Here is a 21,526-nt window from a genome sequence, read left to right as displayed (position 1 = left end):
ACCAAGAGGAGTTCCGTGTCCACTGCCCAGCAGGTGCCCGACATCCTCTCGCCCGAGTTCGCTGCGGATCCCTACCCCGCATACGCGGCGATGCGAGAGAAGCAACCCCTGATCTGGCACGAGGCCACCAAGAGCTACATCATCTCCCGCTACGACGACGTCGAACGTGTCTTCAAGGACAAGAAGTCCGAGTTCACGACCGACAACTACGACTGGCAGCTGGAACCGGTCCACGGCAAAACGATCCTGCAGCTCAGCGGCAGGGAGCACGCGGTGCGGCGCGCACTCGTCGCCCCCGCGTTCCGCGGCAGCGACCTCCAGGAGAAGTTCCTGCCGGTCATCGAGCGCAACTCGCTCGCGCTCATCGACGCCTTCCGGCAGACCGGCTCCGCCGACATCGTCAGCGACTACGCGACCCGGTTCCCGGTCAACGTCATCGCCGACATGCTGGGCCTGGACAAGGCCGACCACGCCCGCTTCCACGGCTGGTACACGGCGGTCATCGCCTTCCTCGGCAACCTGTCCGGCGACCCCGAGGTGGCCGCGGCGGGCGAGCGCACCCGCCGGGAGTTCGCCGAGTACATGATCCCCATCATCCGTGAGCGGCGCGACAATCTGGGCGACGACCTGCTGTCCACCCTCTGCGCCGCCGAGGTCGACGGTGTCCGGATGAGCGACGAGGACATCAAGGCGTTCTGCAGCCTGCTGCTCGCCGCCGGCGGAGAGACCACCGACAAGGCCATCGCGAGCATCCTCGCCAACCTGCTGCTGCACCCCGAGCAGCTGGCGGCCGTCCGCGAGGACCGCGGCCTGATCCCCGCGGCCTTCGCCGAGACGCTGCGGTACACCCCGCCGGTCCACATGATCATGCGGCAGTCGGCCACCGAGGTCGAGGTCTCCGGCGGCACCATCCCGCGGGGCGCGACGGTGACGTGCCTCATCGGGGCCGCCAACCGGGACGAGCGCCGCTACCGCGCACCCGACCGCTTCGACATCTTCCGGGACGACCTCAGCACGACGTCCGCGTTCTCGGCCGCCGCCGACCACCTCGCCTTCGCGCTGGGCCGGCACTTCTGCGTCGGCGCGCTGCTCGCCAAGGCGGAGGTCGAGGTCGGTGTGAACCAACTGCTCGACGCCATGCCCGACATGCGGCTCGCCGACGGCTACGACCCCGTCGAGCAGGGGGTGTTCACCCGCGGCCCGCAGTCGCTCCCGGTGCGCTTCACCCCGGCCGCCGCCTGACCACCAAGGTCCTCCGCGCGCCGCCCCCGGCCCGCGGAGGACGAGCGCCCCGAAGGGCAGCGCCCTGAAGGGGCGCGGGGAACGGCGCGCCCAGCCACGACGCACCCGCAGACGAAGAACTCACCGACGCCGGCGGAGCGTCAGTGCACCGCCGGGGTGAACTGCACCGGCAGCGAGGTCAGTCCGCGCATCCAGATGGACGGACGCCAGGTCAGCTCGGCCGCATCCACGGCCAGCACCAGGTCGGGCAGCCGCTCCAGCAGCGTCTCCACCGCCGTGCGGGCCATCACGTCCGCGAGGAGCGGCGCCGGATAGGGGCAGCGGTGCTCTCCGTTGCTGAACGACAGGTGGGCGGAGTTCTCCGCGCCGACATGCGACTCGGGCCAGATCTGCGGGTCCGTGTTGGCCGCCGCGAGACCGAGGACGAGGCAGTCGCCCTCGCGGATGAGCCGCCCGCCGAGCTGCGTGTCGCGCACGGCCCAGCGGCCGATGAAGTTCTGCGTCGGTGTGTCCAGCCACAGCACCTCGTTCAGCGCGTCACCCACGCTGACCCGGCCGCCGGAGACGTTCACGGCGAAGCGCTCGTCGGTCAGCAGCAGACGCAGGGTGTTGCAGATCCAGTTGGCGGTCGGCTGCTGGGCCGCGGCGATGACGGAGATCAGGTCCTGCACGATCTCCTCGTCGCTGAGCCCCGCCGGGTCCTGCAGCATCCGGGAGGTGACGTCGGGCCCCGGGTGGTCCCGCTTCTCCTTCACCAGCTGCATGATGCGCGCCCCGACGCGCATGTACGCCGCCACCGGGTCGTCGCCCTCGCCGGCGTCGAGCGAGATCCGCAGATCGTCGACGAGCTGCTCGGTGTCGGCGCTGCCCTGCGGCATACCGCACATCCACAGCACGGCACGGGCCGGCAGGGCGTGCGCGTACGTGCTCATCAGCTCGGCCTCACCACTGCCCGCGAACGAGGTGATCAGCTGCTCGGCGATCGACTCGCACTCGCGGGCCAGCTCGAACTGGTCGACCCCCTCCAGCGCCTGGGTGATGACACCGGCCCGGCGCTGGTGCTCCTGGCCCTCGGTGAACAGCACGGACGGCTGGTAGCCGACGTACGGCATCAGCGGCCAGTCGTCGGGGATGTTCGGCCACTGGTTCCAGCGCCGGGAGTCCCGCGCGAACAGCTCGTCGTGGCTGGTCACATAGCTGACCTCGGGATAGCCGAGCACGAGCCAGGCAGGGATGCCGCCGTCGAGCAGGACCGGCGCCACCGCCCCGTGTTCCCGGCGCATGGTGCGGTACATGTGGGAGGGCGTCTGCTGGTACTCCAGACCGCCCAGGTGCACGGCGGAGGCGTGCGCGGGGCAACCCGGTGGAGGTGTGCCCGTGGCCGGCGAGCCGGTGGTGTCACTCACGACGTCCCCTCCTGGGACAGTGCCAATGCGTAGAGATGGTCCACGAGAGTGATCAGGACCTCCTTGCCCGACGACCTGACCCGGGCGTCGCAGTCGACCATGGGTACGTGCTCGCCCAGGGCGAGTGCCTGACGTATCTCGTCGAGCGAGTACGGGGCCTCGTCGTCGTCGAAGCGGTTGACGGCCACCACGAACGGCGTCTTGTGGTGCTCGAGCCTGTCGATCGCGTACCAGGAGTCCTCCATGCGACGGGTGTCGACGAGGACGATCGCACCCAGGGTGCCGGAGAACAGCCGGTCCCACAGGAACCAGAAGCGCTCCTGGCCCGGTGCGCCGAACAGGTAGAGCACCATCCGCTGGTTCAGGCTGATGCGCCCGAAGTCGAACGCGACGGTCGTCGTGGTCTTGCGCTCCACCCCCACCGTCTCGTCGACGCCCTGTCCGGCCTGCGTCATCACCTCTTCGGTGTTCAGCGGCCGGATCTCGCTGACCGAGCGGACCAGGGTGGTCTTGCCGACGCCGAAACCGCCCACGACGACGATCTTCAGGCCGGTCTCGGCGGCATCGGCCAGCGGCGTGCGCTGGGCGGGCAGCTCAGAGGTTGCGGAGCCCATGGAGCACCTCCTGCAGCAGTGCGGTTTCGGGGAGGGACGCGACGGACTCGGCCGCGCGGGGGTGACGGGCGCTCACCTTGCCCATGGCATGGAGGTCGCCCAGGAGGATGCGTACGACGGTGATGGGCAGCTTGAGCTCCGCCGAGACCTCGACCAGCGCCGTGGGGTGCCGGCACATCTCCAGGATCCTGGTGTGCTCGGACTGCATCCCGGCAGAAGGCTCGCACTCACTGACGATGAGCGTGACCAGGTCGAACGCGTCGTCGGCCTCGCTGCGTCCACCCGTGACCGTGTAGAGCCGGTCGGGGTCGCCGATGTCCACGGGTTTGCGGCTCACGCCGAGGCACCCCTGGTGACCGGGGTGCGGGGCTCGGCCCGCAGGTGGTCACCGATCTGCTCCACCAGCTCGGTCATCTGGTGGCCGACGACACCCGGGTCGGCGCTCTCCTCGGCGACGACCGCGAGGTGCGCGCCCTGGCCGGCCTCCACGATGAACAGGAGACCTCCGTGGAACTCGGTCATGGAGTGCCGGACGCCGCCGGTTCCGTCGCCGAACTCCACGGAGGCGCCCTGCGCGAGCGCCTGGATGCCGGAGCAGATGGCGGCGAGCTGGTCGGCCTGGTCGAGGGTGAGGTGCTCCGTCCAGCACAGCTTCAGGCCGTCCCTGGAGAGGACGAGGGCGTGGCGGGTGCCCGGCGTGCGCTCCAAGAGGTTCATCAAGAGCCAGGTGAGGCTGTTGTCAGTGGTCTCCATGACGGGCGGGACGGGTCATGACCGACGGACGGTCACCCGGCCCGTTCCTCCAATCCAACGGGGTGCGGCGATTCGGTGCGGGGGTGGGCGCGCGGCGCCCTGAGCTGTGCTGCGGGCCGGTTCCTAGTGGTCCGCCCCGTGCCCGGTCCCGTGCCCGGCGTCGTCGCCGGGAGCGGTGGGGGAGTCGGCGGAACCTCCGGCATGACGGCCGCGGTGGAAGGCGCCGAACCGGCTGCCGGCGTCGCGCGCCGGACCCGTTCCGTCGGGCTCCGGGCGGGACGGCTCCGACGTCTTCCTGGCCCGTCCCTGTTCCGCCTCGGCCATGGTGCGGCCGGGGGCCCTGACCGGCAGTCCGCCCGGGGTCGCCGGACCGCGCCTGCGGGGGACGTCGGCCGGCGGCGCCTCCTGCGCGGGCGCGACCGCCGTGGGCCGTACCGGGAACGCCTCCTCGACCGCGGCGGGAGCCGGTGCGGCGGCCGGGACCTCCGCGACGCGCTGCGGACGCTCGCCGGTGACCGGCTCGCGCTGCTGGGCCACGAGCTGGGGCGGCAGCAGGACGACGACGCCGGTGCCGCCGCGGGACGAGGGACGGTAGTTGACGCTGATCCCGTGCTTGGCGGCGAGCCGGCCCACCACGCTCAGACCGAGCCGGGTGCCCTGCAGCGAGGCGAGGTCGGTGACCTTGCCCGACACCGACTCCTCCGCCCGGCGCATCGAGGCGTCGGACATCTTCAGTCCGCTGTCCTCGATGGTGACGACGAGACCGGCGCTGCGCTCCTCCACGTACACGTGGACCTCGTCGATCGGCGGCGAGAAGTTGGCGGCGTTGTCCATGAGTTCGGCGAGCAGGTGCATCACGCCCTCGGCCGCGAAGCCCGCGATGGCCGCCTTGCTGGAGTTGTGCAGCCGCACGCGCCGGTAGGCGGCGATCCGGCCGACGGAGCCGCGCAGGATGCTCTCCATGACGATCGGCTTGTTCCAGACGCGGCTGGAGCGGCCGCCCATCAGCAGGGCGAGCCGGTCGGTCATGAGGCCCAGCTGGGAGGTGCTGTGGTCCAGGCGCAGCAGGTCCCCGAAGATCTCGCCCGCGTGGCGGTCCTGCATGTCCCGGAGGTCGGCGAGCATGCCGACGGTCTTGGCCTGGACCCGGCTCAGGGCCTTGGCGGAGGCGGCCTGGGCGGCGGCGGACCGCCGCTCGCTGTACGCGAGTTCGCGGATGAACGATTCCGCAGGCGAGCGCAGCAGGGGGTTGGCCGGCCAGTCGAGCTTGGCGAGGACGGTCTCGGCGGAGCTGCCCTGACGCAGCAGTTCCACCGCGGCGGGCAGGGTGTCGTTGGTCAGGCGCTCGAGTTCCTTCGTCCCCTGGGCCAGTTCACGCCGCATCATGTCGAGGTCCGCCTGGGCATCGGCGGTGCGCCGTGCCGCCTCGGCGACCTCGGTGGTGAAGACGTGCAGCATCCGGCGCAGATACGGGTCGGAGGGCGTGGGCAGACCGGACAGCACCTCGTCGGACCCATCGCCGTTCTTGAGCTGCTTGGCTATCGCCGGCAGCGTCACGTTGACCAGTTGGTCCGTCTCGGCGCCGTGCTGCGCCCAGTTGTTCTTGGTCATCTCCAGTTCGCCGGTCCGCGACAGCGTCTGGCGCTGGGCCCGGCGCAGGCGGGAGGAGGTGAAACCGACGACTGCCGCGACGCAGCACCAGGCGGCGCCCGCCGTACCCGCCACCCACGGGCGGGCCGCTTCGGGGGCGAGGCCGACGGCCGTTCCGGCCCCCGAAGCCGTGGCGACCAGCAGCGCCGGGAACACCGCTGAGGAGGAACCCGTCTTCTGCGCGGATCGGCGCTGGCGGGGGCGAGCAGGCACTGGCATTCCGCGGTCCCTCGGTCCGTGAGAGCAGGAGTACGTCCACGACTGAAACAACGCCGAGAACCTGGAAGACGGTAGGTCGTCTTCCGGATCAAGCACGCCGCTCATGCTAGTCACCGCACCAGCCACACGGGCCCCACCAAGGGCTCATCACCTACACGACTTCACTTCGTCGGGAAATGGCTACCAGGACAGGACCGTGTGATAGGTGAAGTGTGTTGACACCGACTCGGGTACGGCACGCGACAGTCGGCGCTTTCGTGTGCTTTGCCGCCCCTGGCCGTGTTCGACACTTCGACAGCTGCGGCCCGCAGGGTGCATTTTCGGCCAACTAGCCACTGATGTGGCCGACGATCCGGCCACCGCGAGGGCACAGGCACCCAGCATATTCGCGGAAACGGTGATGATCTCGTTCGCCCCGTGTGAGGGCGCCCCGACGGTCCGGAGGGCCGGCACCGGGGCGGACCCGGTGCCGGCCCGCGCCGCCGCTCAGACGAACTGCCACAGGTGGTCGTCGGTGCCGTTGTCGTCGAACTGGACGACGTGGGTGCTGTTCTGGGTGGACATGCCGTCCACCCCCAGGACCTTCCCGCTGTGCTTGTTGCGGATCAGGAACCAGCCGTCCCCCGCGTCGGCGAACTGCCACAGGTGGTCGTCGGTGCCGTTGTCGTCGAACTGGACGACGTGGGTGCTGTTCTGGGTGGACATGCCGTCCACCCCCAGGACCTTCCCGCTGTGCCCGTTGCGGACCAGGAACCATCCCTCCCCCCGGTCCAGAACCTGCCAGGCGTGGTCCCCGGTGCCCGAGTTGTCGAACTGGACGACGTGGGCGCTGTTCTGGGTGGACATGCCGTCCACGGCGAGCACCTTGCCGCTGTGCTTGTTCCGGATCCGGCGGTACGGCCTCTCCGGCTGCCAGGGCGTGCCGTCGGGGGAGGCGGTGGGGAAGGACGCGATACGCAGTCTGGCCGCGCCCATCGGGATCAGCGTGACCTGCTCCACGGCGCCCGCGGACCGGGCCGGGCTCTGCTGCAGCGGAGCGACGACGTGCTCGTCGTCGGCGATCCACTCGGGGATCCGGCGTGCCTCCGCCGTGATCGAGACGGGGGTGGCGGAGTGCGTGAACGGGTTGGCGGCGAGGGGTCCCGCGGCGCGGCGCACCTCCAGCTTCCCGCCGGGCACCAGACCGTAGTTCCAGGGCGTCGTGGCGTGCACCTCGTACTCGGGGAAGGTCGCGTCACCCGCGTAGCGGACGTACCTCTCGCCGATGCGCAGCGCGTAGGCGAGCGGGCCGTGGCTGACGCCGACCGAGTCCCGGTTGCCGGGCCAGGTGCGCACCGTCGTGCGCTGCGGCAGGCGCAGGGTGACCCGGTCGCCGTCGGCCCAGGTCCGGTCCACCCGGACGAACGCCGGTCCGCCGCCTGCCGCCACGCTCCGGCCGTTCACCTGCAGCCGGGGAGCCGCGCACCAGCCGGGTATCCGCAGCAGCAGGGGGAAGCGGACGGGACGCGGGACGGACACGACGAGTTCGACGGTCTCACCGAACGGGTAGTCGGTGTCCTCGGTGATCGTGACGGCCGTGCCGCCGGCCACCTGCGTGGTGACCCGGCAGGCCGCGTACATCGCCGCGGCGAGTCCGCCGTCCGGTGTGCCGAGCCAGAGCTCCTCCGCGAAGTAGGGCCATCCCATGCCGTAGTTGTGCGGACAGCAGCGGTACTGGTCGATGCCGGGCTGGAAGGACTGCATGGCGAAGCCGTTCTGGAACTGCCCCTGTGTCTTGCGGGTGTTGTCCAGGTCGACGCTGTTGGCACTGGTCACGTAGTGCACGGCCCTGCCGTCCGGGTCCAGGGACGCGGGCAGCATGTTGAAGGCCAGCTCCTCGCACCGGTCGGCCCAGAGCGGATCGCCGGTGATACGGGTGAGCAGTTCGTGGCTGGCCATGAACTCCACGACACCGCAGGTCTCGAAGCCCTGCCGGGGGTCGCCGAAGCCGGGCCGGACGTTCTCGTCCCCCGCGAAACCCCCACCGGCGAACTGGCCGTACGCCGCCAGGAGTTCGGTGTACGTGCGATAGGTCGCGCCGGTGTGCCCGGCCGAGCCGGACCGCTGGGCGTACTGGGCCGGCTCACGGAATCCCTGCGCGATGTTGACGTTGTGGGCGTTCGGCAGGGCGCCGGTCCAGTCGGCGCCCCACGTGTGCATCTTGTCGACCAGGTCGAGGAGGAAGGGTTCCGGTGTCCGGCGGTACAGCCACAGGGCGATGTCCATGCAGTCGCCCCATCGCTGCGACACCCAGCTGGTGTCGAAGGCGCCCTTGCCCTGCGCGTTCATGTAGCGCAGGAACCGGGTGAGGAAGGGGACGACGCGGGCGTCCCCGGTGAACTCCTCGAAGCTGCGCAGCGCCTGCAGGAGAGGGAGGTAGGGCCAGAAGTCGGGACCGCCGCCCAACGCGGTGCGCAGGGCGCGCGGCCCGAAGAAGCCGTCGCTCTGCTGGGTGGCGAGGATCGCGTCGATCCAGCGCCGTGCCCGGTCGAGGGCGGCGGTGTCACGGGTGGCGACGGCCAGCGGGACGTATCCACGCAGCCAGTACGGCAGTTCCTCCCAGGCGTTGTTCTCGGGGTGCACCCACCCGCTCGTGGCGAAGTTCAGGAAGTGCGACTTCTCCGTGAGGCGCCCGCACAGTCCGTCCAGCTGGAGCCGCAGCTGACCGGCCAGCCAGCCGCGTGGCACGATGCTGCCGGGCCTGAGCCGGACGAGGGCGTCGGCGGCCACCTCCGGCGCGGCGGCGGCGGCCGGTCCGGCGGTGATCAGGGGCGCGCCCGTGGCGGCGCCCGCACCGAGCACCAGGCTGCTCGTGCGGAGAAGACTGCGTCTGTCGATCGGCATGTCACTGCTTCCTGTCGGGGAGAGGAAGTGGTCACCGGCGCCTGCCGTGGGGGACGGTCCGACGTCGGCCGTGCGCGGCGGAACAGAGGCGAACAGAGGCCGCGGGAACGCTGGATGTACAACGTTGGAAATGCGGCTGGCGGCATCACAGCACGGCGTACGACGGCTGTCCAGTGGGACGACCCGGAGACATGTTCAAGAGACGCCGCGGGGTGTGACCGGAACGAGGCCCGAGGGACGACGAGGACATGCTCGGTGTGCCTGCGGGGGCGGGCCCGGCGTCGTATGGTTGTCGCGCCTGTTCTGACGGGTGGACCTGCGGTCTCGGCCGGTGCCGAGTCTTCTGCCCCCGGCCACCGCCACCCCCGGGAGAGTCCATGGGAACCCAGTTCGAGGCCACTGTCGACATCGACCGTCCGATCGACGAGGTCTTCGCCTTCCTCGCGGCCGGCACGAACGATCCCCGGTTCAGCCCCCGTGTGCAGCGGATCGAGAAGGAGCCGGAGGGTCCGACGGCCGTCGGCACGGTCTTCCGCAGCACCGTGAAGGACGCCGGCATGACGACGGCGAGGGAGTTCGAGATCACCGAACTCGTCGCGCCCAGCCGGATCCGCTGGCGCGAGCGGTCACGGAACCTGGTCACCGCGGCCGAGGGCGGCTACGACCTCGAACCGGCGCCGGGCGGCGGAACCCGCGTCCGCATCCACAACAGGCTGGAGGGCCACGGCATCGGCAAACTGCTGCTGCCCCTCGCGGGCGGCGCGGCACGCAAGGACGCCCCGGCCTTCGGGCAGCGCATCAAGGCCGCCGTGGAGGCTTCTTGAGCTGCGCGGGTCCGCGCCTCCGGAGGCGCGGGGCGATCGGTCGCAGGTCACGACCCGCTGCGCCGCGCACGGCGTACGATCCCGTCGGTGTCCGTGCGGCCCGTGCGGTCCCTCGCCACAGTCGTCGGAGTCGCGAAGTGCCTCTGTTCCCGCCGCCGCGGCCGGTGGCCGTATACGTGCCGGTATCCGCAGCCGGGTTCCGCCCGCGCCGGGAAGGACCTGCCCCGGACGGTCCCGGCCCGAACGGCCCCACACTCGTCGCTCCGGTACCCGGGGTGGGGGCGTGACCGCGGGGTCCGGCACCGGGCCACGTGTCCTCGCGGTGCGCAACGCCCCGCGCAGCGGGCCCGGGCGGCTGTCGTCCTGGCTCGCCGAGGACGGGATCGCCCTGGTGGAGGTCGAGGGGGCCGCTGCGCCCGACCGGGCCGAGGAGTTCGGGGCGGTGATCCTCCTCGGCGGTGGGCTCCTTCCGGACGACGACGTCCGGGCTCCCTGGCTCCCCGCCCAACGGGCGTTCGCCCGGCGGGCGGTGGCGGACGGCCTCCCGCTGCTCGGCATCTGCCTGGGAGCGCAGGTGCTCGCGCTGGCGGCCGGCGGTACGGTCCGCGGCAGCCACGGCCAAGCCGAGCGCGGCAGCTGTGTGGTCGCCCTGCGGGCCGAGGCCGCGACCGACCCTCTCTTTCGGGCGCTGCCCCGCCGCTTTCCCGTCATCCAGAACCACCGGGACCAGATCACGGCCCTGCCGCCGGGCGCTGTCCACCTGGCCTCCAGTGACGCGTGCCCTGTCCAGGCGTTCCGGCTGGGCAGGCGCGCGTGGGGAGTGCAGTTCCACCCGGAGGCGGACGCCGACCGGCTGGCCCGGTGGGACGAGGCGGCTCTCGCCGACGAGGGGATCGACCTGGCCGGCCTGCACGCCCGCGCCCGGACCGCCGAACCCGCGTCGGCCGACGCCGCCCGGCGCCTGGTGGCCGCGTTCGCCACGGTGGTCCGCGACCACGCCGGCTCCCGTACGGGCCAGGCGGCGCGCAAGTACGCCTGACCGGCCCGCGTGCCCGCCGCGCCGCGTCCGTACGGACCGCCCTAGCAGGTCTGCCTGCCGAGGGTGCGCGCGAGTTCGGTCGTGGCGTGCGCGATCTCGGTGTCGTCCTCCGACATCAGCACGTCGAGCGCGTCCTGGTGGGCGTGGACGGCCTCCCTCGCCGCGCGCTCCCACGCGGCGGGGTTCTCGCGGTGGTTGAGCAGCTTCGGATAGGCACCGGCGATGCTCTCCCACTGCCGGGTGTCCGCGATGTTCTTGAGCAACTGCAGGATCTGCGCCCGGCAGGTCACTTCGGGCACCTGCGCGAGCTCCCAGAGGAAGGGGACCGTGGCGGCGGTCGCCTGCTCCACGACGAAGCCGTACTGGCAGATGCGTTCTCGCAGGTCCTTGAGCGCGGTCGCCGCGGTCTGCGCATTGCCCCAGGCGACGCTGCGCAGGAGCAGGGGGATCGCGGTGGCGGAGCCCGTGGAGTCCCGCATCTCGCTCCAGGCGACCCGGCCCATGCCCGTGAGCGGTGTGACCGTCGCTCTTCCCGTCTGGGGCCGCTGGTGCCCTCGCTGCCCGGTCCTCGGCTGCTCCGGCGGAACGCTATGCATGACGTGAAGCCCTTCCGGCATGTCGTATCGGTCGGCCGGCGGAACCGGCCGGGTGGTCCGGGCGCTCGTCCCCTCCCGTGGGTCCGATCCGGCCCGCGCCGGCGGTCGCGGCGAGAGCGTGCGGTTCGGCCTGAGGCGCCAGGGGTGTCGGCGCCGGGAGTGGTGGCGCCGGAATTGGTGGCGCCAGGAGGTGTGGCGCCGGCAGCCCGGTGAACCTGCCTCGGCCGCCCGTCGGCGACGTGGTCGTCCGCAGCGACGGGAGCCTTGAACGCGCAGGTGACAACACGTCATCTCCCTGATGTGACGTCAGGACGCGATGCCCTGGCTGGGGTTGTCGGCGCTGCGGTTATTATTCACCTCATGGGCGGCCGCATGCAATTGCACGGGAAATTGCGTGAAGTTTGGCCGAAGACCGTGGGGTGACCGTGGCGTCGCGAGCCTGCGCCGCCGAGTCCGGTCCGCCGCACCCGTACGGGAACGACGAGGAGGCAGCAGTGCCACAGGTGGAGAACGGGATACCGGCGAGTTCGCTGGACGCCCGCTGGATCAAGAGCCGGCACAGCACCGCCGAGGGAAACTGCGTGGAGGTCGCCCGGATCGACGGGGGCGTGGCCGTGCGCAACTCCCGTGATCCCGAGGGGCCCGCGCTCGTCTACACCTCCGCGGAGCTGGCGGCCTTCCTGGCGGGTGCCAAGGACGGGGAGTTCGACCACCTGCTGTGAGCGGGGAGTTGGCGCTGGAGTCGTCGCTCCGGGCCCGACTCCCCGTCCGCTGACGGGGGATGCGGGGCCGGGCTGTCCGGTGCGATACTGTTCGCGTCCTTGTGCCGCACCGCGGGGGAGTCGAAGATGGTCGCCGAGTCGCCCCGCGTCGCACGGCTCGAATCCTATCTGGAGCGATCCGAGCCGGCCCCCACTCTGCTGAAGATGCTGGTCGGCGTCCAGCTCGCGGGCTTCCGCGAGGACGCCGGCCTCGCTCAGGACCAGGCCGCGCGCGTCCTGGGGTTCAGCGCCGCCAAGCTCTCACGCATCGAGTCGGGCAAGGGACGCAAGCCGCCGAGCGACGCGGACGTACGCGCCCTGCTCCGGCTGTACGACGCCGATCCCTACGAGGGTTCGGTGCTGCTCAAGCTGCTGCACCGGGCCAACGAACCCGGCTGGTGGCAGCGTTACGACAAACGCCTGATGCCCGAGTGGTTCGAGAGGCTGGTGGGCCTGCAGGAAGCGGCCGCCGTCATCCGGACCTTCGAGATCCAGTACGTTCCCGGGCTGCTGCAGACGGCGGCCTACACCCGGGCCGTGGTGGAACGAGGTCTGCCGAACGCCCCGGCCGCCGAGGTGCACCGCCGGGTCGAACTGCGCATGCGCCGGGCCCAGTTGCTGGACCGGGCGGACGCCCCGCAGCTGTGGGCGGTCATCGACGAGTCCGTCCTGCTGCGTGTGCTGGGCAGCCGGGAAGCCATGCGGGAGCAACTGGCGCACCTCATCGCCATGGCCCAGCGGCCCCACGTGGTCCTGCAGATCGTGCCGCTGGACGTGACCAACGCGTCGGCGCCCGCCATCCCCCTCACCTATCTGCGTTTCGGCGGCCTCGACCTGCCCGACATCGTCTACCTGGAGCACATACGGAGCGCGCACTTCCTGGAGGACCGCGACGAGACCGAGGAGTACCGGCACACGCTCGACCGGCTGGCCGACGAGGCCCTGAAGCCGCGCGACTCCCTGGACCTGCTGCGCAGCACGATGGAGCAGCGCTACCGGGTGGGGTGACGCCGCCCGGCTGCACGGGCCACGGGCCTACGGAAGCCGGCCCAGACCGCCGAACTCGATCCACTCCTGGGAGAGTTGCCGCGGCTGGACCTCCCCGTCGGGCCGCCAGGTGGAGACCTCCACCAGCCCCGGTTCGAGAATCTCCATGCCGTCGAACAGCGCCGCGACGTCCTTCTCCTGGCGTACGCGTCCCCAGTGGCCCTGCGTCGCCTGGTCCATGAAGTTGGTGACGAAGTCCCTGACCTCGGCGTCCTCGCTGACCAACTGGCAGATCACCATGAAGCTGCCGGGCGCGAGCCGCTCCGCGACGCGCCGGACCACGGCCGGCGGGCCGTCGGTCTCGCTGTCGGGGATGCAGTGGAAGACCGAGTTGAACAGGGCGGCGACCGGCTGCGAGAAGTCGATCAGACGCTGGGTGTCGGGGTGGGAGAAGATCTCGTCGGTGCTGCGCAGGTCCGCGTGGATGACCGCCGTCCGGTCGTTCTGGTCCAGCAGGGCCCGGCCGTGCACCAGCACCATGGGGTCGTTGTCGGCGTAGACCACGCGCGCGTCGGGGTCGACCGCCTGGGCGACGTGATGCACGTTGCTCTGGGTGGGGAGGCCGGATCCGTGGTCGAGGAACTGGCGGATCCCGTAGTCCGCCGCCAGGGTCCGGACGACCCGCTGCAGGAAACGCCGGTTGTTCAGCGCCAGCCGACGGGTGCTGGGGACGACCTTGTCGAGCTCCTCGCAGGCCGCGCGGTCCGCCGCGTAGTTGTCCTTGCCGCCCAGGTAGTGGTCGTACATCCGAGCGGCCGTCGGCACACTCGCGTCGATGCTCCTGGACAGTGGCCTGTCGGTGTTCATGGGTCCCCCAGAGAGCGGCGCCGACTGCACGTGCAACAGGAAGTACATCCTAGGGAGTTGCCGTTCGCGACGGCCAGCGTCTCGCCGAACCCGCCCCCGGCGCACGCGGCGGCGGCCCGTCCGCCGGGGTCAGGACACGACCGTCCGGAGCCTGTACGCCGACGACGGTACGCGCACCGCACGCAGGACGAATCCGCTGCTCACCCGGGCCGGCACACGGTTCAGCGGAATCCGCAGATCCTGTTCGGGCACGTCGTACGCCAGTCCGGCCAGCCGCGGCCCGAGAGCGCACAGCAGTGCGACCGTCACGTCCTCACCCGGGCAGCGGTGACCGGCGGCCGGATCGCCGCCGCCCTGCGGAACGAGTGCGTCGCGCGCGGGCGGTCGGGCCAGGAAACGCCGCGGGTCGAAGGTGTACGGCTCCTCCCACAGGCCGGGATCGTGGTCCTGCCCGAACAGGTCGAGCAGGACCAGCGCACCGGCGGGGATCAGCTCTCCGCGCCACCGCAGGTCGGAGACGGCGCGCCCGCCGACGAAGGGAGCGAAGGGATAGAACCGCCGCAGCTCGTGGGCGAACGCCACGGCGTACGCGGAACCGTCCTCGATCAGCCGGCGCCGCACGTCCGGCCTGTGATGCAGCGCATGGCCCGCGTAGGTGACGAACCAGCACACCGCGGCGGTCGGACGCAGGACGTTGAGCAGTTCGACCGCCGCCGTGTGCGGGTCGAGGAACTCCCCGTCGAGCCCCCGGTGCCGGACGACGACGTCCAGCGCCGAGCCGGCCGGCGCGGTGGCGAGCCCCGCCCGGACGTCCTCGACCAGTTGCGCCAGCCACGACTCACTGCGCGCCCGCGCCCGGCGGGCCCGCCAGTGGCGCGGACCGGGTGTGGCGAACCCGTCGACCATGGCGACCAGGTCCCGGGCCACCTCGTCGCCGTCGAGGAGGGGGACCCCGGCCCACCGGCAGACGCCCCGCGTGAGGATCCGGCTCGCCTCGTCGAACAGGACGACCGACGGACGGCCGGGCCAGGACGCGACCGTCTCCTCCCACGCCGCGGTGACGCACTCCACCAGTCCGGCCACCGCCTGCGGCCCGGACAGCAGGGACAGGAACATCCCCTTGCGCACCCGATGGGCCCGCCCGTCCAGGGTGTGCACGGCTCCGTGGCCGAACAGGGTGCTCAGCACCGGACCCGGCAGCGCCGTCCCGCGCTCCACGTGCCGTTCGTCGTAGAAGAACCGCACCGCCTCCGGGCCCCGCAGGGCCACGGCGTGCTGGCCCATCAGCCGGGCCCGCACGACGGGGCCGTCGGTACGGCGCCACCGGTCCGGCAGCCAGGCGTACCCCTTGGCCAGGAGAGCGGGCGAACTGTCGAGGAGCGGAGGGCGCGACCTGTCGTTCATGGGCCCCGAGTGCCCGTCGGCGTCCCCCAGGAAACGCGGCCGAGTTCGCCCGCCGGGACAGGGTTGCCCCGCCGGGCAGGGGTACTCGCCGCGCACGGGTGCTCTTCCATGCGCCCCCGACGAAGGGCCGAACGGCCATGACGACACGTACACGCAACGCGAACACGTACCAGACCCCCGTACAGAAGGCGGCGTTGCTGGTCGGGGCGGTGTTCCTGCTGGTCGGGGTCCTCGGATTCATCCCGGGGATCACCACGGACTACGACACGATGAAGTTCGCCTCGCACGACTCCGGCGCCGAGCTCCTCGGGATCTTCCAGATCTCCGTCCTGCACAACCTCGTGCACCTGGCCTTCGGCGTGGCCGGTGTCGCGCTGGCACGCACCGCCTCCGGGGCCCGTACGTACCTGCTGGCGGGCGGCGCCGTCTATCTGGTGCTGTGGCTGTACGGCCTGTTCGTCGGCCACGACAGCGGAGCCAACTTCGTACCGCTCAACACGGCCGACGACTGGCTGCACTTCTTCCTCGGCATAGGCATGATCGCGCTGGGCGCGCTGCTCACCCGCTCCCGCTCCACCTTGGGCAGGTGACGGCCGATGGTCGCCAAGAAGTTCTGGGCCACCGCGGCGGGACTCGCCGGCGCGGCGGTCGTGGCGCGCAGGGCCCGGACGAACCAGCCGGCGCCGCCGCCCGCGAACAGGTGGCTGACGGTGACGGTCAACCGCCCGCCGGCGGACGTACAGGCCGACAAGCTGCCGTCACCCCTCCAGGAGTACGGCGAGCGGATCGAGACGCGCGTCGGTCCGGCACCCGGGGACCGCGGCACCGAACTCGCCGTACGGTTCAGGGAGGCGCCGTCGGCCGCCGCGCAGTCGGTGCCCGCGCGGCTGACCGGCAACGACCCGCGTCAGGACCTGCGGATCGCCCTGCGTGAGGCGAAAGCCCTGCTGGAGGCCGGTGAGGTCATGCGCCCCGACGCGCCCACCACGCATCCCACCCCCGGCGGCAGACTGGTCGGCCTGCTGAGCCGGCGCGCGAGCGGGGAGGGAGTGCTGTGAAGGCACTGTGCTGGGAAGGCGTGAACAAGCTCGGGGTCGAGGAGGTGTCGGATCCGGTCCTGCGGAACGACCAGGACGTGATCGTACGGGTGATCGCGGGCACCACCTGCGGTTCCGATCTCCACCTCATCGGCGGCTACATCCCCTTCATGCGGTCCGGGGACGTCATCGGCCACGAGTTCATCGGCGAGGTCGTGGAGACCGGCGCCGGGGTCCGCCGCCACGCGGTGGGGGACCGGGTGGTGGTCTGCTCGTTCGTCGGGTGCGGCCGGTGCTGGTACTGCGCCAACGACCTGTGGTCGCTGTGCGACAACACCAACACCAACCCCGGCATCGGACAGGCGCTCTTCGGCGCCGACACCGCCGGGATCTTCGGTTACTCGCACGCCATGGGCGGACTGCGCGGCAGCCACGCCGAGTACGTGCGCGTGCCCTTCGCCGACTACGGCGCCTTTCCCGTCCCGGAGGGCATCGACGACACGAGCGCCCTGTTCGTGTCGGACTCGGTGCCGACGGGCTGGATGGGCGCCGACCTGGCGGGCGTGAAGCCGGGTGACGTGGTCGCGGTGTGGGGGTGCGGGGCCGTCGGCCAGATGGCGGCCCGTGCCGCCATGCTGAAGGGCGCGGAGCGTGTCATCTCCATCGACCGGATCCCGGAGCGGCTGGCGATGACCGAGCGGCACATCGGCAGCGAGGTCATCGACTACACGGCGACCGACGTCGGCGCCGAACTGCGGGAACGCACCGGCGGCCGGGGCCCGGACATCTGCATCGAAGCGGTCGGCATGGAGGCCCACAGCGACAGCCCCGTGCACGTCTACGACCAGGTGAAACAGCAGCTGCGGCTCCAGACGGACCGGCCCACCGCGGTCCGTCAGGCCATCCACGCCTGCCGCAAGGCCGGCACGGTGTTCATCCTGGGTGTCTTCGCCGGCGCCGTGGACAAGTTCCCCCTCGGCGCGGTGATCAACAAGGGGCTGACCGTGCGGGGCGCGCAGATGCACGGCCAGCGGTACATCCCGATGCTGCTCGACCGGATGGCGGCGGGGGAGCTGAGCACGTCGCACCTGGCGACCCACACCGTGTCCCTCGACGAGGCACCGCGGGCCTACGACATGTTCAAGCACAAGACCGACGGCTGCGTCCGCGCCGTCATCAGGCCCGGCGGCTGACCGCGGCGGCCCTGGCGCGTCCGCGCGAGGTGTACCACCCCACCCCCAGGACCACCGCCAGGGCCGCCTCCACCACGTCGCCGCCGTAGTACATCCACTGGGCCCCCTCGCGCAGGTCCGCCCCGTCGAAGGCGGTGCCCGGCGGGGGGACGGCGTAGAGGGTCTTGGCCAACATGCCGTGCGCGGCGCCGGCCGCCAGCAGGGTGGCCCCGCGCACGGCGAGACTCCAGCGACGGCGCACCGGGTCCAGCCGGCACACGGCGAAGGTGAACAGCAGCCCGGCCGCCAGCAGGTGCGTGTGCACCAGGGCGTGCGTCAGCGGCTGCCGCTGGGTGGCCGCGAGGAGCCCGGTGCGGTAGAGCAGCCACATGCCGCCCACGTCCAGCAGCGCCGCCAGGGGAGGGAAGACCAGCCAGCCGGCCGGACGGGAACGCGCGACGGCCAGCAGACCCCGGCGGGCGGGGCCGGGCGCGAGGACGCGCAGCGCGAGCGTGAGCGGGCGGGCCAGGGCGAGGAGCAGCGGGGCGACCATGCCGACGGCGAGGTGCTGGATCATGTGCCCGGTGAACGGTCCGCGGGGCAGCCCCGCCACCGCCGCCCCCGCGACGGCGATCCCGCCGGCCGTGAACGACCCGTCGCGCCACCGCGGCCAGGCGTCCCCGCGGCGCCGCAGCCGGCTCGCGGCCGTCACATAGGCGGCGACCGCCAGCAGGGCCGCCGCGACGGTGAACAGCCCGATCGCGGTGGGATCCTGCGGAGGGCCGGGATGGACGTGCGCGGGTGTCATGCCGCCGGGCCGGCCGGGGCGCGGCGGGTCGCGCGAACGGCCAGGGCCACTCCGAGCAGCAGCAGGACCGCGCCGGAGAGGTTCCAGGCCCAGTCGTACGGGGTGACGTCCACGCCGTAGCGGATCTGGTGCAGGCGCAGCAGCTTGTGATCCACGATCCCGTCGAACAGCTGGAAGCCGCCCAGGCCCAGGAGGAGGCCCGCCCGGGCGTGCGCGGGCGCCAGGGCACGGCGGTGGCGCAGGTCGGCGTAGAGGAAGAACCCCGCGACGAGCATCAGCAGCTCGGCGGTGTGCAGCAGCCCGTCGGACAGCAGGCCCGCGCCGGTGGTCGAACGGTCGTAGAAGTGATGCCAGTGCAGGATCTGGTGGAAGACGATCTCGTCGACCGCCGCCATCACCGCCACCCCGATCAGGGCGCACACGGCCATCGACCTGCGGGGCTCGGCACGCGCGCCCGAGGGGGCGGCCGACCGGTCCGGGGGCCTCATCGGCATCCGCCTCTCTGTCATGTCCGTCCTCCGTCGTCCCGTCCTCCGTGGTCCCCCACCGCTGCCCGCCGGGACAGCAGCGGACCACACCGGACAGTGCGGGACGGTCCCACCGCCGTGCGGTGGGACCGTCCTGCGGATCCCGTCGCGGCAGGAGCCAGGTGGCCGGGTCCGTCGTGCCGGACGCGCACGGTCAGTCGCGGCCCGTGGCCTTGCGGACGGCGTCACGGGTGCGGTCCATCAGCGCGGCGACCGGCCCGAGCGCCATGTTGGCCGTCGCGGACTCCACCCCCGGGTGCGGCCGGGTCGGCGCCATCGCCTCGGCCGCCTTGACGCCCTTGGCCAGGGCGGCGAGACCCGCGGTGTCCGCGCTGCGCCGGATGTGGGTGAACTCGTAGCGTTCCTCCGCGCGGGCGTGCTCCTGCACGTCGGCGCGCAGCGCCAGCAGCTGCGGCATGAACTTCGGGTCGTTCGTGTCCATGTCGTCCAGCGTGCTGAGCGTCTCCTTCGCCGACCGTTCCTCGACGAGACGGGCCTCCACGACGTCCTCACCGCCGGTGACACTGCGGCGCACGAACGGGTGCACGACCTCCTCCTCCGCCGTCTCGTGCACGGCGAGGAGCCGTACCAGGCGGCGGAAGGCGTCCTGCCGGGCGTCGCCCTTCGTGGCCTCGACCTCGTCGAAGAGGTTGCGGATGTCACCGTGCTGGCGCATCAGCAGGGCCACCACGTCGGTGTCCGGGGCGTTGTCGTCGCCGGCCTGCGGGGTGTGAAGCTCGGGCATGACCGCTCTCCTCACTTGCCGCGCAGGGCGGGGTCGGGGTGTTCGCCCTCGGTCTCGACGCGGTACTCGCGCCCGAACATCTCGTCGTGCTGCGTCATCACGCGCTCACTCGGCGGCGCCTCACCGCCGTGGATCTCCTCCTGCATCTTCTCGAACCGCTCGTGCGCGTCCTGGACGTAACCGGCGCCGAGCGTCGTCAGGTCGATCTGCGTGTCGAGCAGCTCGCGCAGGTACGCCTTGTTCGGCTCGAAGGTCAGCACGTCGGGCAGCTGCGGCGCCAGGACCGACTCCGGGTCGCGTCCGTCGTGCCGGCGCATCAGGTCGCAGGCGATGTGCAGGTGCTCCAGCTCCATGTTCAGGTGCAGCTCCCAGATCGCCTTGATCCGCGCGTCGGTCTCCTGCTCCATGAAGGAGTAGTAGAGGTAACACTCGTTGTACTCGTGGTTGACCAGCTGCTCCCACCACGTCTCACCCGGGTCCACGAGGGACTCGTAGTGCGTGACGTGCTCCTCCTCGATGAGACCGATCTCCTGGTAGAGCTGACGGGCGATCGGCTCCATGTAGGTGGGGCCGGTGTTCATGTAGAAGTTCATGGTCTGCTGCTCCGCCGACATGATGGTCAGCGCGTGCAGCTTCGACAGCGGGTTCGTCTCGTCCTTGGCGTACGGGTCGCGGACGTTGTCCACCGGGTTGCGGTGGTGGTACTTCGTGGGCCGGCCCGGCATGACCTCGGTGAGGCCGTCGACGATCGCGTCCGCCTTGCGGTGCTCGATCATCTCGTACAGGTTCGCGTACCGGTAGAGGTGGTCGAAGTCCTCCAGCACGCCGAACTGGTACGCCTGCTTCAGGTACGGGTCCGGCTCCATACGGGCGACCCACGCGGTGAGGTCCACCGCCACCTGCTCGTAGGCGATCGTCGTCTCCAGCACCGACGACACCCCGGGCAGCAGCCAATTCACGACCTTCTGCTGCTGCGCCTCGATGTAGCGCGTGCGGGCGAGCTGGCGCTTCACCTCGGGATCGACGGTGTTGCGGGCCAGCTGATGGCTGAACATGATCGCCTCGACCTCGATGCCGTTCATCGTGATGATGCGGCAGCGGGTGTAGGGGTCGCAGTGATCGGGGTCGATGGGGGCGACGTTCAGCTCGCGCCAATTCCTGAGCTGGCGGTCCAGCGGGATTCCGCGTTGCTCCAGGGGGTTGAAGGTCATCCGTGCCTCCAGGGCAGTTGATGGTGAGTACGCAGTCCCCCCGGATACGGAGATCAGTCTCCGAAAACAGCGGGGGAATGAGCGCCCGCCATGTTTGCCCTCGTGGCCGCCGGACGGCGGCTCCCGCGCCGCACCGGGACGCCGGTGGTCACCCGCCCGGCGGCACCTTTCCGGGGATCGTCACGCCGACCCCCGCCCGGTCGTTTGCGGTTGGCCCTGATGGGGACCCGGCGGCCCATGAGCACAGCAGTCGGGCACGGCCTCGCGGGACGTCTGAACGGTTTCCTCCGGGGCACGAAGCAGAACTATTCGGCGGGACACGAACGGCCTCTGGGCGGCTATCTGACCGCCATGGCCGGGTTCGGGGCGTACACGGCGGCCTGGGCGACGCTGGTACGGCTGCGTGGGCGTCCGCTGCCCGAGCGGCCCGCGCCCGAGGACGTCGTGCTGACGGCGGTGGCCGCCTTCCGGCTCAGCCGGCTGCTCAGCAAGGCCGCGGTGACCAGTCCGCTTCGGGCCCCCTTCACGCGGTACATCGGTCCGCAGGGCCCGGCGGAGCTGCACGAGGAGGCACGTACCGACGAGGGCAAGGACACGGTGGGGGAGCTGGTCACCTGCCCGTTCTGTACGAGCGTGTGGATGGTGTCGACCCTGACCGCCGGCCAGCTGCTCTGGCCCCGGGCCACCCGCACCGCCATGGGTGCGCTCGCCGCCCTGGCCGGGGCCGACGCGCTGCAGCTGACCTACGCGGCGCTGGTGGACAAGACCACGGGATGACCGG

General features: G+C 71.5%; 22 protein-coding genes. 9 read left to right on the top strand and 13 right to left on the bottom strand.

What is annotated here, in order from left to right; genetic code table 11:
• Positions 1-15: 15 nt before the first annotated feature.
• A complete protein-coding gene (locus ACFYXC_RS15395) occupies positions 16-1,242 on the top strand; it encodes a cytochrome P450 (protein ID WP_388906820.1) in 1,227 nt (408 codons plus the stop codon).
• Between the two features lie 140 nt (positions 1,243-1,382).
• Here the strand turns inward: ACFYXC_RS15395 and ACFYXC_RS15390 are convergent, their stop codons facing one another.
• The 6 genes from ACFYXC_RS15390 to ACFYXC_RS15365 all read right to left on the bottom strand — a co-directional run bounded on the left by ACFYXC_RS15390 (position 1,383) and on the right by ACFYXC_RS15365 (position 8,767).
• Positions 1,383-2,648 (bottom strand): cytochrome P450, encoded by a 1,266-nt coding sequence (locus ACFYXC_RS15390; RefSeq protein WP_388906823.1) that lies wholly within the window; start codon positions 2,646-2,648, stop codon positions 1,383-1,385.
• Complete coding sequence (locus tag ACFYXC_RS15385) at positions 2,645-3,262, bottom strand: ATP/GTP-binding protein (protein ID WP_388906825.1); 618 nt, start codon at positions 3,260-3,262, stop codon at positions 2,645-2,647. Before ACFYXC_RS15385 ends, ACFYXC_RS15390 begins: the two co-directional genes overlap by 4 nt.
• Positions 3,243-3,599 (bottom strand): DUF742 domain-containing protein, encoded by a 357-nt coding sequence (locus tag ACFYXC_RS15380; protein WP_388906828.1) that lies wholly within the window; start codon positions 3,597-3,599, stop codon positions 3,243-3,245. Before ACFYXC_RS15380 ends, ACFYXC_RS15385 begins: the two co-directional genes overlap by 20 nt.
• On the bottom strand, positions 3,596-4,015 hold the full coding sequence (locus tag ACFYXC_RS15375; RefSeq protein ID WP_189776083.1) for a roadblock/LC7 domain-containing protein: 420 nt from the start codon (positions 4,013-4,015) through the stop codon (positions 3,596-3,598). The genes ACFYXC_RS15380 and ACFYXC_RS15375 overlap by 4 nt, the downstream gene beginning before the upstream one ends.
• Before the next feature lie 123 nt (positions 4,016-4,138).
• A complete protein-coding gene (locus ACFYXC_RS15370) occupies positions 4,139-5,884 on the bottom strand; it encodes a sensor histidine kinase (RefSeq protein WP_389551417.1) in 1,746 nt (581 codons plus the stop codon).
• A 486-nt stretch (positions 5,885-6,370) separates the two neighbouring features.
• Entirely contained in the window at positions 6,371-8,767 is a 2,397-nt protein-coding gene (locus tag ACFYXC_RS15365) for an RICIN domain-containing protein (protein ID WP_389551414.1), read from the bottom strand.
• 377 nt (positions 8,768-9,144) lie between these two features.
• Here ACFYXC_RS15365 and ACFYXC_RS15360 point away from each other — a divergent pair, with 377 nt between their 5' ends.
• Together ACFYXC_RS15360 and ACFYXC_RS15355 are read left to right on the top strand one after the other, a co-directional pair.
• Entirely contained in the window at positions 9,145-9,591 is a 447-nt protein-coding gene (locus ACFYXC_RS15360) for an SRPBCC family protein (protein WP_389551411.1), read from the top strand.
• Positions 9,592-9,874: 283 nt separating this feature from the next.
• A complete protein-coding gene (locus tag ACFYXC_RS15355) occupies positions 9,875-10,630 on the top strand; it encodes a type 1 glutamine amidotransferase (RefSeq protein ID WP_389551408.1) in 756 nt (251 codons plus the stop codon).
• Between the two features lie 41 nt (positions 10,631-10,671).
• On the opposite strand, the gene ACFYXC_RS15350 is transcribed toward ACFYXC_RS15355, so the two are convergent.
• Complete coding sequence (locus ACFYXC_RS15350; RefSeq protein WP_389551405.1) at positions 10,672-11,226, bottom strand: hypothetical protein; 555 nt, start codon at positions 11,224-11,226, stop codon at positions 10,672-10,674.
• Positions 11,227-11,720: 494 nt separating this feature from the next.
• Here ACFYXC_RS15350 and ACFYXC_RS15345 point away from each other — a divergent pair, with 494 nt between their 5' ends.
• Together ACFYXC_RS15345 and ACFYXC_RS15340 are read left to right on the top strand one after the other, a co-directional pair.
• Complete coding sequence (locus ACFYXC_RS15345) at positions 11,721-11,948, top strand: DUF397 domain-containing protein (protein ID WP_388907555.1); 228 nt, start codon at positions 11,721-11,723, stop codon at positions 11,946-11,948.
• Between the two features lie 126 nt (positions 11,949-12,074).
• On the top strand, positions 12,075-12,995 hold the full coding sequence (locus ACFYXC_RS15340; RefSeq protein WP_389551402.1) for a helix-turn-helix domain-containing protein: 921 nt from the start codon (positions 12,075-12,077) through the stop codon (positions 12,993-12,995).
• A 27-nt stretch (positions 12,996-13,022) separates the two neighbouring features.
• Here the strand turns inward: ACFYXC_RS15340 and ACFYXC_RS15335 are convergent, their stop codons facing one another.
• Together ACFYXC_RS15335 and ACFYXC_RS15330 are read right to left on the bottom strand one after the other, a co-directional pair.
• Positions 13,023-13,841 carry an SAM-dependent methyltransferase gene (locus ACFYXC_RS15335; protein ID WP_389551399.1) on the bottom strand — a complete coding sequence of 273 codons (819 nt, stop codon included), beginning with the start codon at positions 13,839-13,841 and terminating at the stop codon, positions 13,023-13,025.
• Between the two features lie 129 nt (positions 13,842-13,970).
• Positions 13,971-15,245 carry a cytochrome P450 gene (locus ACFYXC_RS15330; RefSeq protein ID WP_389551396.1) on the bottom strand — a complete coding sequence of 425 codons (1,275 nt, stop codon included), beginning with the start codon at positions 15,243-15,245 and terminating at the stop codon, positions 13,971-13,973.
• A gap of 137 nt (positions 15,246-15,382) precedes the next feature.
• On the opposite strand from ACFYXC_RS15330, the gene ACFYXC_RS15325 reads away from it, so the two are divergent.
• Genes ACFYXC_RS15325 through ACFYXC_RS15315 form a run of 3 tightly spaced genes read left to right on the top strand, consistent with a single transcriptional unit; the run spans position 15,383 to position 17,475 of the window.
• Positions 15,383-15,835: a DUF4383 domain-containing protein gene (locus ACFYXC_RS15325; protein WP_388906850.1), complete on the top strand. Its 453-nt coding sequence runs from the start codon at positions 15,383-15,385 to the stop codon at positions 15,833-15,835.
• Between the two features lie 6 nt (positions 15,836-15,841).
• Positions 15,842-16,303 carry a hypothetical protein gene (locus tag ACFYXC_RS15320; RefSeq protein WP_389551393.1) on the top strand — a complete coding sequence of 154 codons (462 nt, stop codon included), beginning with the start codon at positions 15,842-15,844 and terminating at the stop codon, positions 16,301-16,303.
• Positions 16,300-17,475: a zinc-dependent alcohol dehydrogenase gene (locus ACFYXC_RS15315; protein ID WP_389551390.1), complete on the top strand. Its 1,176-nt coding sequence runs from the start codon at positions 16,300-16,302 to the stop codon at positions 17,473-17,475. The genes ACFYXC_RS15320 and ACFYXC_RS15315 overlap by 4 nt, the downstream gene beginning before the upstream one ends.
• Here ACFYXC_RS15315 and ACFYXC_RS15310 read toward each other — a convergent pair.
• The 4 genes from ACFYXC_RS15310 to ACFYXC_RS15295 form a co-directional block, all read right to left on the bottom strand.
• Positions 17,459-18,262, bottom strand: coding sequence for a cytochrome c oxidase assembly protein (locus tag ACFYXC_RS15310; protein ID WP_389551388.1), 804 nt, complete (start codon positions 18,260-18,262; stop codon positions 17,459-17,461). The two genes, ACFYXC_RS15315 and ACFYXC_RS15310, sit on opposite strands and share 17 nt — an antisense overlap.
• Positions 18,259-18,771: a DUF2243 domain-containing protein gene (locus tag ACFYXC_RS15305; protein ID WP_389551385.1), complete on the bottom strand. Its 513-nt coding sequence runs from the start codon at positions 18,769-18,771 to the stop codon at positions 18,259-18,261. Before ACFYXC_RS15305 ends, ACFYXC_RS15310 begins: the two co-directional genes overlap by 4 nt.
• Positions 18,772-18,943: 172 nt before the next feature.
• Positions 18,944-19,534 carry a hemerythrin domain-containing protein gene (locus ACFYXC_RS15300; protein WP_388906860.1) on the bottom strand — a complete coding sequence of 197 codons (591 nt, stop codon included), beginning with the start codon at positions 19,532-19,534 and terminating at the stop codon, positions 18,944-18,946.
• 11 nt (positions 19,535-19,545) lie between these two features.
• Positions 19,546-20,745, bottom strand: a complete 1,200-nt coding sequence (locus ACFYXC_RS15295) for a hypothetical protein (RefSeq protein WP_388906862.1) — start codon at positions 20,743-20,745, stop codon at positions 19,546-19,548.
• Positions 20,746-20,982: 237 nt separating this feature from the next.
• Here ACFYXC_RS15295 and ACFYXC_RS15290 point away from each other — a divergent pair, with 237 nt between their 5' ends.
• Positions 20,983-21,522 (top strand): DUF1360 domain-containing protein, encoded by a 540-nt coding sequence (locus ACFYXC_RS15290; protein ID WP_389551381.1) that lies wholly within the window; start codon positions 20,983-20,985, stop codon positions 21,520-21,522.
• The last annotated feature ends 4 nt before the right edge of the window (positions 21,523-21,526 follow it).

It is taken from the genome of Streptomyces sp. NPDC002701 (assembly GCF_042889045.1).
In the GTDB taxonomy this organism is placed as follows: domain Bacteria; phylum Actinomycetota; class Actinomycetes; order Streptomycetales; family Streptomycetaceae; genus Streptomyces.
Note: the sequence above shows the minus strand (reverse complement) of the source record. Positions and strands in the feature narration are given on the sequence as shown.